Annotated in this window: 13 protein-coding genes; 5 read left to right on the top strand and 8 right to left on the bottom strand. The window is 67.6% G+C overall.

Annotated features, from left to right (window positions below):
* Positions 1–109: 109 nt before the first annotated feature.
* Entirely contained in the window at positions 110–355 is a 246-nt protein-coding gene (locus J5F18_RS19485) for a SlyX family protein (RefSeq protein ID WP_346300163.1), read from the bottom strand.
* Between the two features lie 92 nt (positions 356–447).
* Between J5F18_RS19485 and J5F18_RS19480 the strand changes: the two genes are divergently transcribed.
* Positions 448–912: a cold shock domain-containing protein gene (locus J5F18_RS19480; protein WP_346300162.1), complete on the top strand. Its 465-nt coding sequence runs from the start codon at positions 448–450 to the stop codon at positions 910–912.
* 97 nt (positions 913–1,009) lie between these two features.
* On the opposite strand, the gene J5F18_RS19475 is transcribed toward J5F18_RS19480, so the two are convergent.
* The 7 genes from J5F18_RS19475 to map form a co-directional block, all read right to left on the bottom strand.
* Positions 1,010–1,411 (bottom strand): hypothetical protein, encoded by a 402-nt coding sequence (locus J5F18_RS19475; protein WP_346300161.1) that lies wholly within the window; start codon positions 1,409–1,411, stop codon positions 1,010–1,012.
* A 7-nt stretch (positions 1,412–1,418) separates the two neighbouring features.
* A complete protein-coding gene (gene dapE, locus J5F18_RS19470) occupies positions 1,419–2,591 on the bottom strand; it encodes a succinyl-diaminopimelate desuccinylase (RefSeq protein ID WP_346300160.1) in 1,173 nt (390 codons plus the stop codon).
* A complete protein-coding gene (gene dapD / locus J5F18_RS19465) occupies positions 2,578–3,603 on the bottom strand; it encodes a 2,3,4,5-tetrahydropyridine-2,6-dicarboxylate N-succinyltransferase (RefSeq protein WP_346300159.1) in 1,026 nt (341 codons plus the stop codon). The genes dapE and dapD overlap by 14 nt, the downstream gene beginning before the upstream one ends.
* 50 nt (positions 3,604–3,653) lie before the next feature.
* Positions 3,654–3,998, bottom strand: coding sequence for an arsenate reductase (locus J5F18_RS19460; RefSeq protein WP_346300158.1), 345 nt, complete (start codon positions 3,996–3,998; stop codon positions 3,654–3,656).
* Positions 3,998–5,278: a succinyldiaminopimelate transaminase gene (gene dapC, locus J5F18_RS19455; RefSeq protein WP_346300157.1), complete on the bottom strand. Its 1,281-nt coding sequence runs from the start codon at positions 5,276–5,278 to the stop codon at positions 3,998–4,000. The genes J5F18_RS19460 and dapC overlap by 1 nt, the downstream gene beginning before the upstream one ends.
* A gap of 122 nt (positions 5,279–5,400) precedes the next feature.
* Positions 5,401–8,085, bottom strand: a complete 2,685-nt coding sequence (locus J5F18_RS19450; protein ID WP_346300156.1) for a [protein-PII] uridylyltransferase — start codon at positions 8,083–8,085, stop codon at positions 5,401–5,403.
* A gap of 4 nt (positions 8,086–8,089) precedes the next feature.
* The gene (map, locus tag J5F18_RS19445; RefSeq protein ID WP_346300155.1) at positions 8,090–8,881 is read right to left on the bottom strand and encodes a type I methionyl aminopeptidase; all 792 of its coding nucleotides are present in this window, start codon (positions 8,879–8,881) and stop codon (positions 8,090–8,092) included.
* A 283-nt stretch (positions 8,882–9,164) separates the two neighbouring features.
* Between map and rpsB the strand changes: the two genes are divergently transcribed.
* The 4 genes from rpsB to frr form a co-directional block, all read left to right on the top strand.
* A complete protein-coding gene (gene rpsB, locus J5F18_RS19440) occupies positions 9,165–9,899 on the top strand; it encodes a 30S ribosomal protein S2 (protein ID WP_346300154.1) in 735 nt (244 codons plus the stop codon).
* Between the two features lie 162 nt (positions 9,900–10,061).
* Positions 10,062–10,931, top strand: a complete 870-nt coding sequence (gene tsf / locus J5F18_RS19435) for a translation elongation factor Ts (RefSeq protein ID WP_346300153.1) — start codon at positions 10,062–10,064, stop codon at positions 10,929–10,931.
* A 112-nt stretch (positions 10,932–11,043) separates the two neighbouring features.
* Positions 11,044–11,805 (top strand): UMP kinase, encoded by a 762-nt coding sequence (gene pyrH, locus J5F18_RS19430; protein WP_346300152.1) that lies wholly within the window; start codon positions 11,044–11,046, stop codon positions 11,803–11,805.
* A 4-nt stretch (positions 11,806–11,809) separates the two neighbouring features.
* On the top strand, positions 11,810–12,360 hold a 551-nt coding region (gene frr / locus J5F18_RS19425; protein ID WP_346300151.1), incomplete at its 3' end, for a ribosome recycling factor.

Below are 12,360 nucleotides of genomic sequence, written 5' to 3'. Positions count from 1 at the left end.
GCCCGGAACGGCCATGACATCATCCTGCGGCGCTAGGCGCTAGGCGCTAGGCGCTAGGCGCTAGGCGCTAGGCGCTAGGCGCTAGGCGCTAGGCGCTAGGCGCTAGGCGCTAGTAGTGCGGCGGCACCTCGTCCTCGGGCCGCGGCCCGTCCGCGTCGATCTCCTGCAGCGTCCGCTGCTGCTCACGGAGCTTATCCTGCATCAGGGCGTTGAGGCGCTCGAGCTTTGTCAGGCGCGCTTCCTGGGCGGCCACGGCCCGGTCCAGGGTGTCGAGCCAGTGCTCCTGGTAGGCGATGCGGCTCTCCAGTGACTCCAGGCGCTCGGCCAGGGCGGCGGACGCCTCGTCACGGCTCATGCTAGAATCTGCACGCGGTGTGTCGCCGTTCATCGTGGCACCTCCATGAAGTTTGTCTTCCAGTATCCACTACAAGAGAGTCATTCGAGTCCATGAATCGAAAGGTCATGTTTCGTTGCAGTCTGGTCAGCCTGCTGCTGGCCGCTCCGGCACCGCTGCTGATCGCCCTGTTCGTCCACCTCGCCGGTGGCGAGCTCGCCGAGGCGCTGATTGCGACCCTCGAGATCGGCGGCATCGCCGTGGTCTACGTCGCCGCCGCCCTGGCGGTGTTTCTGGTGCTGCTGGTCGCTACCCTGGCCGTCAACGTGCTCACGCCCCAGCTGGTCAACCTGGCCGAGGTCGAGAACGACGACCGCGAGATCGGCGAGGTGAAGTGGTTCAACGTCAACAAGGGGTATGGTTTCATCACTCGCGACAGCGGCGAGGATGTCTTCGTCCACTTTCGCGCCATCCGCGGCCGTGGCCACCGCACCCTGGCCGAGGGGCAGAAGGTGCGCTACCACGTCATCGAGAACGAGCGCGGACTTCAGGCCGACGACGTCACCGTTATCACGTGAATCGAAGCGCCTGGCCATCGCTCGGCAGCTTCTCGCACCTCAACATCCGTAGCGCCCCGCCATCGTGCGGGGCGCTGTCGTTTGGGTGGGGGCGGCGTCAGTGTCCCGAATCGGGCCAGTGGATCTCGGCCTCGCTGCCGTCGGGCAGCACCCGCAGGAAGCGGTCCGGGTCGTCGCCGGGCTGCCAGCCCCCCAGCGAGCAGCGCACCTCGCAGCCCAGGTGTACGGCGGCGGCGCGGGCGCAGGCCGCATCGCTCTCCCAGGGGGTGGTCGGGCTGTCGAACCACAGGCTGGCGTAGCCGTCGGCGGCCTTCTCCACCAGCAGCACCGGGACCTCCGCGCCTTCGTGGTGGCCGCGGGTGCGCCACTTGCCCTTGCCGGCGGGTGCCAGGGGGGCGGCCTCGATCGCACCTCCGAGCCACTCGCCAACCGCCTCCACGGGTGCCTTGGCCAGGTAGATCTCGATATCGGGGTAGCGCGCTTTGCTCTCGGATGTCATATCGGCCTCAGGGGCGGTCGCTGCCGTGGACGAACAGGCGCTTCAGGATCGCCTCGTAGACCCGGCTGAGGTCATCGAGGTCGGCGGCACGGATGCGCTCGTTGACCTGGTGGATGGTGGCGTTGAGCGGGCCCAGCTCCACCACCTGGCTGCCCAGGGTGGCGATGAAACGGCCGTCCGAGGTTCCCCCCGAGGTGGAGAGTTCCGGGCGATGCCCCATCACCTCCTCCACGCCGAGCATGGCGGCTTCGACCAGCTCGCCTTCGGCGGTCAGGAAGGGTTCGCCGTTCAGGGTCCAGTCCAGCTGGTACTCCAGGCCCTGGGCGTCGAGGAGCGCCTCGGTGCGCTGCCTCAGCTGCTCGTGGGTCACCTCGGTGGAGAAGCGGAAGTTGAACACCACCTCCACCTCGCCGGGGATGACGTTGGTGGCGCCGGTGCCTGAGCGGATATTGGAGATCTGGAAGCTGGTAGCCGGGAAGAAGGCGTTGCCCCCGTCCCAGTGTTCGCGGGTCAGGGTATCCAGCGCCGGCATCGCCTGGTGGATAGGGTTGCGCGCCAGGTGGGGGTAGGCCACATGGCCCTGAACGCCCTTGATGTGCAGCACGCCGCCGAGCGAGCCGCGCCGACCGTTCTTGATCACGTCGCCGAGCCGGGCGGTGGAGGAGGGTTCGCCGACGATGCAGTAGTCGAGGCGCTCGTGGCGCTCGCGCAGGTGTTCGACCACGGCGCGGGTGCCGTCCACCGCGGGGCCTTCCTCATCGGAGGTGATCAGGAATCCGATCTGGCCGTGGTGGTCCGGGTAGTCCGCCAGGAAGCGCTCTACGGCGGTGACCATGGCAGCGAGGCTGCCCTTCATGTCGGCGGCGCCGCGACCCCGGAGCATCCCGTTATCGTCGATGCAGGGCTCGAAGGGTGGAAAGTCCCAGCGTGTGTGTGGGCCGCTGGGTACCACATCGGTGTGGCCGGCAAAGGCGAGCCGCGGGCCGTGATGGCCGCGAGTGGCCCAGAAGTTCTCCACGTCGCCGAAGGGCAGGCGCTCGATATGGAAACCGAGCGCCGCCAGGCGCTCGATCATCAAGTCCTGGCAGCCCAGGTCATCCGGCGTTACCGAGGGGCGTCGGATCAACTCGAAGGCGAGCCGCAGGGTGGGCGACAGGGTGCCGGCATCAGTCGTTGGCATGCAGCGCCTCGTTGAGCGCGATGGCACTCTTGTTGGTCAGGCACTCGATGCGGCCGTTCTGGGAGTTGCGGCGCAGCAGCAGGTCGTCCTGGCCCGCCAGCTCGCGAGCGGCCACGGCCTTGACCTCCTGGCCCTGGTCGTCGAGCAGGGTGACCTTGGCGCCAGCGGTCAGGTAGAGACCGGCCTCCACGGTGCAGCGGTCGCCCAGCGGGATGCCGATGCCGGCGTTGGCGCCGATCAGGCAGCCCTCGCCCACCTTGATGACGATGTTGCCGCCGCCGGAGAGGGTGCCCATGGTGGAGCAGCCGCCGCCCAGATCCGAGCCCTTGCCGACCATCACCCCGGCGGAGATGCGGCCCTCGATCATGCCGGGACCCTCGCTGCCGGCATTGAAGTTGACGAAGCCCTCGTGCATCACGGTGGTGCCCTCGCCCAGGTGGGCGCCGAGGCGCACCCGGGCGGTGTCGGCGATGCGCACGCCGGATGGCACCACGTAGTCGGTCATCTTGGGGAACTTGTCGACGCAGTCCACCGAGAGGGGGCGGCCGGCGAGGCGTGCCTTGAGGCGACGGGCGGGCAGCTCCTCGATGTCGATGGGTCCCTCGCTGGTCCAGGCCACGTTGCGCAGCAGGCCGAACATGCCGGTGAGGTCCAGGCCGTGGGGCTTCACCAGGCGATGGGAGAGCAGGTGCAGCTTGAGGTAGACCTCCGGCGCTGACTCGGGCGCGCCGTCCTTTGCCAGGAACATGGCCACCAGCGGGCGCGTGCTGGCGGCAAGCGACTCGGCCAGCTCCGCCTGGTCGGGGTGACCAGCCTCGCGCAGGGCCTTGGCCAGCTCGGCGCATTGCTCGGGCAGAAAGCTCACCGCGGTGTTGCCGTTGGGGGCGTCGAGCACCTTGGTGGCGGCCTCCACCAGGGTGGCGTCGGGATTGAGCAGCGGGGCCGGGTAGTAGATCTCCAGCCAGTCGCCCTGGGTGTTCTGGGTGCCGATTCCGAGTGCAAAGCTCAGCATGGGTTCTGTCCTTTCAATAGAGGCTGCAAGGGAGGGCCAGGCGGGCGGGCCTAGCCCGATAGGTCGTCATAGTCGCCATCGCGGTAGCCGACCAGGATCGCGTCGCCGGTGTCGAGCAGCGGGCGCTTGAGCAGGGTGGGGTTGGCGAGGATCAGCTCGCGGGCCTTGTTGGCGTCCACGTCCTGCTTTTCCTCGTCGGCGAGGTTGCGCCAGGTGGTGCTGCGCTTGTTGAGGGCCTCCACCACCGGCACCTTCTCGAGGAGATGCTCCAGCAGCGGCGCCGAGAGGCCATCCTCGCGCAGGTCGTGGAACTGGTAGGGGATGCCGGTACCGTCCATGGCCTTGCGGGCGCGGCGGCAGGTGTCGCAGTTCTTGATGCCGTACAGGGTGAACATCAGGCTCTCCTCTCGATGAAGCGGCGGATGCGCCAGGCGGCCTCCACGGTGGCCTCGACCTCGGCCACCAGCGCCAGGCGGACCCGCCCGCTGCCGGGGTTGACGCCGCTAGTGCCGGGACGACCCATCCTGTCGTCGGCAGCGGGACGACCCATCCTGTCGTCGGCAGCGGGACGACCCATCCTGTCGTCGGCAGCGGGACGACCCATATAGGATCCGGGCAGCACGCTGACGTGCTCCTCGGCAAAGAGCGCCCGCGCAAAGGCCTCGTCGTCGCCCCCGGGCACCGCCGGCCACAGGTAGAAGCTCGCCTCCGGGGCGGGGAAGGCCATCACCGGAGCGAGGATCTCGGTGACCGTGGCGAACTTCTCGCGGTAGGCGTCGCGGTTGGCGCGCACGTGGGCCTCGTCGTTCCAGGCGGTGATCGAGGCGTGCTGCACCGGCAGGGCCATGGCGCAGCCGTGGTAGGTGCGGTAGCGCTTGAAGGGGGCGATCAGGTCGGCATCGCCGGCCACGAAGCCGGAGCGCAGTCCCGGCAGGTTGGAGCGCTTGGAGAGCGAGTGGAACACCAGACAGCGGCGGTAGTCGTGGCGCCCGAGCGCCGCGCATGCCTCCAGCAGCCCCGGCGGCGGTGCCGCCTCGTCCAGATAGAGCTCCGAGTAGCACTCGTCCGAGGCGATGATGAAGTCGTGCTCGTCGGCCAGCGCGATCAGCTTCTGGAACTCGGTGAGCGGCGTCACCGCACCGGTGGGATTGCCCGGGGAGCAGAGGAAGAGAATCTGCACCTCGCGCCAGGTCTCGGCGGGCACGGCGTCGAAGTCGGGGCGGAAGCCGTGCTCGGCGCGGCAGTCCAGGTAGAGCGGCTCGCCACCGGCCAGCAGGGTGGCGCCCTCGTAGATCTGGTAGAAGGGGTTGGGCACCGCCACCCGGGCGGGGCGGGTGCGGTCCAGCGCCGCCTGAACGAAGGCAAAGATCGCCTCCCGGGTGCCGTTGACCGGCAGCACCTGGCGTTCGGGGTCGAGCCCCGCGAGGCCGAAGCGCCGTGTCGCCCAGTCCCCGATCGCCGCGCGCAGCTCGGCAAGCCCGGCGGTAGCGGGGTAGCGGGCGTACTCCTGCTGGTGTTCGACCAGGGTAGCCAGCGCCGCCGGGTAGGGGGCGTGCTGGGGCTCGCCGATGGTCAGCGGCACATGGGCCAGTCCCTCGGGGGGTGTCACGCCGGCCTTGAGGGCGGCGAGCTTCTCGAAGGGGTAGGGCTTGAGGGCGTCGAGATCGGGGTTCATGGGTATCCAGGCGCGCCTCGCCGGCCGTGGCCTCGGGCGTCGTTGTGTGAGTCGTCGTTGTCGTGAGACATGAGCGGAAGGGGCTTGATTATAGGGAAGGCCGGAGGAGGCCTCAAACGCCGCTACCCCGAGACATCCAGCACCTCCACCAGCCGCTCGCGCAGCCGCGCCTGGCGCTCGGGGTCGGTGAGGGGGCGGCCAGCCTTGTCGGTGATGAAGAAGACGTCCTCCACCTTCTCGCCCAGGGTGGCGATCTTGGCCGCCGAAAGCGCGATGTCCTGCTCCATGAAGATGCGCCCCACCCGGGCCAGCAGGCCGGGGCGGTCCGGGGCGATCAGCTCCAGCAGGGTGCGCTCGTTGGCCGGATCCTGCTCGATGATCACCTCGGTGGGCACCCGGAAGTGGCGCAGCTGGCGGGGGGTGTGGCGGGTGACGATCTGCGGGTAGTCGTCGGGGTCATCGAGCTCCTCCACCAGGTGGCCGCGGATCTCCTCGAGGCGCGCCGGGTCGCGGATGGGGCGGCCCTGGTCGTCCAGCACGATGAAGGTGTTGAGCGTCCAGTCGTTGCTGGAGGTGGCGATGCGGGCATCGTGGATGGAGAGGCCGAGCTGGTCGAGGGCGGCGGCGGTGGCGGCGAAGAGGTCGTCCACCGAGCGGGTGTGGATGAACACCTTGGTGCCCCCTTCGGCCATGTCGTCGGTGGGGGCGCTGATCAGGATCAGCGGCAGCTGGCTGCCGCCGTGGGCCAGGATGCCCTGGGTCTGCCAGACGATCTCGCTGGGCGCATACTGCAGGAAGTACTCCTCGCCCAGGGATTCCCAGAGCGGCTCCACGCTGGTCATGTCGGCACCCACCGCGGCCAGCAGCGAGAGCGCCTCCTCGCGGGTCTCGCTCACCCAGTCGTCGCGCTCCAACGGGTTCTCCAGGCCGCGGCGCAGGGCGCGCTTGGTCTCGGCATGCAGCTGGCGCAGCAGGGTGGCCCGCCAGCCGTTCCACAGCGTCGGGTTGGTGGCGTTGATGTCCGCCACGGTCAGCAGGTAGAGGTAGTCGAGGCGGGTCTCGTCACCCACCAGGCGTGCAAAGTCCGCGATCACCTCGGGGTCGGTGATGTCGCGCTTCTGGGCGACCATCGACATCGTCAGGTGTTGCTCCACCAGCCAGCTCACCAGGCGGGTATCCCGTGGCGAGAGGCCGTGGCGCTCGGCGAAGGCCTCCGCGTCGCGGGCGCCGAGCTTCGAGTGGTCGCCGCCACGCCCCTTGCCGATGTCGTGGAAGAGGCCGGCGATCCACAACAGCTCCAGCTTGGGCAGCTGGTGCACCAGGGTGGCGGCCACCGGAAACTCCTCGCGGGCCTCCGGCTTGCGGAAGCCGTGGATGAACTTCAGCAGGCGCAGGGTGTGGGCGTCCACCGTATAGATATGGAAGAGGTCGTGCTGCATCAGTCCCACCGCACGGCCGAACTCCGGCAGGTACTTGCCGAGCACCCCGTAGCGGTTCATGCGCCGCAGCTGGCGGGCCACGTTGCCGCCGGAGCGCAGCAGGGCCATGAACAGGCTCTGGTGGCGTACGTCGTCCCGGTAGAGGTCATCGATCAGGTGGCGGTGGTCGCGGATCAGGCGGATGGTGTCGGCGCGGACGCCCTCGATCTCCGGGTGCTCGGCCATCAGCAGGAAGAGCTCGAGCAGCGCCGAGGGGCGGTCACGGAAGACATTTCGCGAGCGCGCCTGGATATAGCCGCCGCGGATCTCGAAGCGGTCGTTGAGCGGGGTGGTCTCGAGCTCGATGCCGGCATGCAGGATCGCCTCGTCGAAGTGCTGCAGCAGCATGTCGTTGAGCCCGGCCAGCGCGGTGACGTGACGGTAGTAGCGCTTCATGAACTGCTCGACGGCCAGGCGCTCCGGCGTGTCGCGAAAGCCGAACAGCTCGGCGATGGTGCGCTGGTGGTCGAACAGCAGGCGATCCTCGGCGCGGCCGGTGAGCATGTGCAGGGCGTAGCGCACCTGCCACAGGAAGGCCTGGCCCTGGCTGAGGATATGCAGCTCCGGGTCGTTCATGAAGCCTTCGGCCACCAGGTCCTCGTAGCGCTGGCTGCCGAAGTGGCGCTTGGCCACCCAGCCGATCATCTGGATGTCCCGCAGCCCGCCGGGGGAGCTCTTGATGTTGGGCTCGAGATGATACTCGGAGTTGTTGAAGCGGTGGTGGCGGCTGATCTGCTCCTGCCACTTGGCCTCGAAGAAGCGGTCGGCGGGCCACAGCCGCTCGGGGGCGAGGCGCGCGTTCATCGCCTCGCGCAGCTGCTCGGGGCCGGCTACGGTGCGGCTCTCGATCAGGTTGGTGATCACCGTGACGTCGGCGGCGGCCTCGCGCTCACAGTCGGCCAGCGACCTGACGCTATGGCCGATCTCCAGGCCGATGTCCCACAGGAAGGTGACGAACGCGGTCAGCGCCTCGCGATAGGGGGTATCGTCGTCGTGTTCGAGCAGCAGCAGCAGGTCGACATCGGAGTGGGGGTGCAGCTCGCCGCGGCCGTAGCCGCCCACGGCGAGCAGCGCTACCCCCTCCCCCTCGGGCCAGGTATGCTGCTGCCAGGCCACCGCCAGCAGCCGGTCGAGACACCAGGCGCGACCGTGGATCAGGTCGCGGATGTCGGCGCCCTCTCTGAAGCGCGCGTCGAGGCGCGCCTGGATCTCGCGCAGCGCCGCCTTGAAGGGGGCGATGGGCGAGCGGCTGCCCCGGAGTTCCGCGCGGAAGGCCTCGTCGTCGAACAGGCTCTCGTCCGGGGCAAACCGGTAGTGGTGGAGCAGCATGGCGTCAGCGCTCGAGGAAGGCGAGGTCTTCGTCGGAGCGGGCCGTCAGCACCTCGACGCCGGTCTCGGTGACCAGCAGGGTGTGCTCCCACTGGGCGGAGAGGCTGCGGTCCTTGGTCACCGCGGTCCAGCCGTCGCGCAGCACCTTGGTGCGCGAATCGCCGACGTTGATCATCGGCTCGATGGTGAAGCACATGCCGGGGGCGAGCGCGATGTCCGCCTCGGAAGCATAGCCGTCGTAGTGCAGCACCTGGGGGTCCTCGTGGAAGCCGGCGCCGATGCCGTGGCCGCAGAAGTCACGCACCACCGAGTAGCCGTTGGCCTCGGCGTGGCCCTGGATGGCGCGGGCCAGCGCGGAGAGACGCACCCCCGGGCGCACCAGGGCGATGCTCCGGTAGAGGCACTCCTGGGTGACCCGGCACAGCCGCTCGCCCTGGATGGTCTCGCCGATCACGAACATCACGCTGGAGTCCCCGTGGTAGCCGTCGGCGGTGCGCACCGTGACGTCCAGGTTCATGATGTCGCCCTTCTTCAGCTTCTTGCCGTCTTCGGGGATGCCGTGGCACACCACGTGGTTGATGGAGGTGCACACCGACTTGGGGTAGCCGTGGTAGTCGAGGGGGGCGGGGGTGGAGCCGAGCTCGTCGACGATATAGTCGTGGCAGCGGCGGTCGATCTCGCCGGTGCTGATGCCGGCCTTGACGAAGGGAGCGATCATCTCCAGCACGCTGGCGGCCTGACGGCCCGCCTCACGCATCTTCTCGATCTCGTCGGGCGTCTTGATGGGTACGTTCATGGAATCTCGAGGCTAGGGTGGGGTCGCCTGGCGACTTCAACTGGCAGTTGATCCATGGTATAAAGCTGCGCGCCTTCCTGCAATCGCCGAGCCCTTCCCGACCGAGTACGCCGAGTCCGCTCCGTGCCGGTCGCCGTGAGTGCCGCGATCGCGATGGCCGTTTGTAATGCAACGCCTTGAAAACACACATGCACCGACACATGGTCCCGGGTGCTGTCGGCTCGTCCGGCGGTCGGATCCATGGGGTGCATGGAGGCCTAACCCGATTTTCCAGGAGTCATCCATGGCACACGTCAACATGCGTGACCTGCTCAAGGCAGGTGCCCACTTCGGTCACCAGACCAAGTACTGGAACCCGAAGATGAGCAAGTTCATCTTCGGCGCCCGCAACAAGATCCACATCATCAACCTCGAGCACACCCTGCCGGCCCTCAACGAGGCGATCGACGTGGTCGAGAAGATGGCAGCGGCCAACAACAAGATCATGTTCGTTGGCACCAAGCGCAGCGCCAGCAAGATCATCAAGGAAGAGGCCAACCGCGTTGGCATGCCCTTCGTGAACCATCGCTGGCTCGGCGGCATGCTGACCAACTACAAGACCATCCGTCAGTCCATCAAGCGCCTGCGCGACATCGAGGCGATGCGCGAGGACGGCACCTTCGAGAAGCTGACCAAGAAGGAAGTCCTGATGGCGACCCGCGAGCAGGAGAAGCTCGAGCGTTCCATCGGCGGCATCAAGGAGATGGGTGGCCTGCCCGACGCCCTGTTCGTGATCGACGTCGACCACGAGCGCATCGCCATCAACGAGGCGAACAAGCTGGGCATCCCGGTCATCGGCGTGGTGGATACCAACTCCGACCCGGACGGCGTCGACTACGTGATCCCCGGCAACGATGACTCCATCCGCGCCATCCAGATCTACGTCAAGGCCATCGCCGACGCCTGCGGGCGTGCGAAGGAAGGTCGTCCCGAGGAGTTCGTCGAGGTCACCGAAGAGAGCGACAGCGCCGCCGAGTGATCGCGGCCCATCTGGCCGGCAGCCGTCGCTGCGGCAGCCGTTGCCACGGTAGCCGGGCAGACGAGAAGGGGGCCGCGGCCCCCTTTTTTCTCCGTATTCCCCGGACCCGTCCCCTTCGAGGGGTCCGGACCCCGTTGACACAGAGATTCAGAGGTGAACCCCATGGCAGCTATCAGCGCCTCCCAGGTCAAGGAACTGCGCGAGCGTACCGGGCTCGGCATGATGGAGTGCAAGAAGGCCCTCACCGAGGCCGGCGGTGACATCGACGTCGCCATCGAGAACCTGCGCAAGAGCTCCGGCCTCAAGGCCGCCAAGAAGGCCGGTCGCACCGCCGCCGAGGGCACCGTGGTGACCCGCGTGGCCGAGGACGGTAGCTACGGCGTGATGGTCGAGATCAACTCCGAGACCGACTTCGTCGCCCGCGACGACAACTTCAAGGCCTTCGCCGACCAGATCGCCGACGCCTTCTTCGCCGCCAAGAGCGAAGATGTCGCCGCGGTGATGGCCGGCGACCTCGAGACCGCCCGCGAGCAGCTGGTGCAGAAGATCGGCGAGAACATCGGCGTGCGTCGCTGCGTGGTGGTCGACGCCGTCGACGGCGGGCTCGTCGGCGAGTACGTCCACGGCGGCCGCATCGGCGTGCTGACCGTGCTCAAGGGCGGCAACGCCGAGGTGGCCAAGGACATCGCCATGCACGTCGCCGCCATCAACCCGGCCGTGGCGCGTCCCGAGGACATGCCCCAGGCGCAGCTGGACCAGGAGAAGGAGATCATCCTCGCCCAGCCCGACATGGCCGGCAAGCCGGCGGAGATCGCCGAGAAGATGGTCCAGGGCCGCCTGAAGAAGTACCTGGCCGAGAACAGCCTGACCGAGCAGCCCTTCGTCAAGGACCCGAACCAGAGCGTCGCCCAGTTCGCCAAGGCGGCCGGCGGCGAGGTCATCGGTTTCACCCGCTTCGAGGTGGGCGAGGGCATCGAGAAGGAAGAGGTCGACTTCGCCAAGGAAGTGATGGAACAGGCCAAGCGCAGCTGAGGTCAGACGTTCCTGCAGGACGATGGCGTGCGCGCGAGCGCACGCCATCGCGTATCCGGCCGCTGCGTCGGCCATCCCCGACACGCCCCCGCTGATGCCCAGGAGAGATGCCATGTCCCCACCCGATTACGTCGAATCGCCGTCCAAGGCCCGGTCCGAGAAGTCGAAGTACAAGCGTATCCTGCTCAAGCTCTCCGGTGAGGCACTGATGGGCGAGCACGACTTCGGCATCGACCCCAAGGTGCTGGACCGCATGGCCCTGGAGATCGGTCAGCTGGTCGGCATCGGCGTCCAGGTCGGCATCGTGATCGGCGGCGGCAACCTGTTCCGCGGTGCGGCCCTGAACGAGGCGGGCATGGACCGGGTCACCGGGGACCACATGGGCATGCTGGCCACGGTGATGAACGCCCTGGCCATGCGCGACGCCCTGGAGCGCTCCAACATCCGCTCCCGGGTGATGTCCGCCATTCCCATGAGCGGCGTGGTGGAACACTACGATCGCCGCACCGCGATCCGCTATCTCACCTCCGGGGATGTGGTACTGTTCTCCGCCGGTACCGGCAACCCCTTCTTCACCACCGATTCGGCGGCCTGCCTGCGCGGCATCGAGATCGACGCCGACGTGGTGGTCAAGGCCACCAAGGTGGACGGGGTCTACGACAAGGATCCGGTCAAGCACGCCGATGCGGTCAAGTACGACCAGCTCAGCTACGATAACGCGCTCGACCAGAAGCTCGGCGTCATGGATTTGACCGCCATCTGCCTGGTGCGTGACCATGACATGCCGGTCCGCGTCTTCAACATGAACAAGCCCGGCGCCCTGCTCAACCTGGTGGTGGGCGGCGAGGAAGGCACGCTGATAGACAGAGGTTGACATCGTGATCAATGACATCAAGAAGGATGCGGAAAGCCGCATGAAGAAGAGCGTCGAGGCTCTTCACGGCAACCTGAACAAGATCCGGACCGGGCGTGCCCACTCCAGCATCCTGGATTCGGTGACCGTGGAGTACTACGGCAGCCAGGTGCCCCTCAATCAGGTGGCCAACATCAACATCGAGGATGCCCGCACCCTGTCGGTGGTGCCCTGGGAGCAGAACATGGTGCCCAAGATCGAGAAGGCGATCATGACCTCCGACCTGGGCCTCAACCCCTCGACCGCCGGCAGCAACATCCGCGTGCCGATGCCGATGCTCACCGAGGAGACCCGCAAGGGCTACATCAAGCAGGCCCGTGCCGAGGCGGAGAGTGCCCGGGTCGCCGTGCGCAACGTGCGCCGCGACGCCAACGGGGACATCAAGGCCCTGCTCAAGGAGAAGGAGATCACCGAGGACGAGCAGCGCCAGGCTGAGGATGCGATCCAGAAGCTGACCGACAAGTACATCGCCGAGATCGACAAGACGCTGGAATCCAAGGAACATGACCTGATGCA

The sequence above is a fragment of the Halomonas sp. BM-2019 genome, assembly GCF_017584085.1.
Note: the sequence above shows the minus strand (reverse complement) of the source record. Positions and strands in the feature narration are given on the sequence as shown.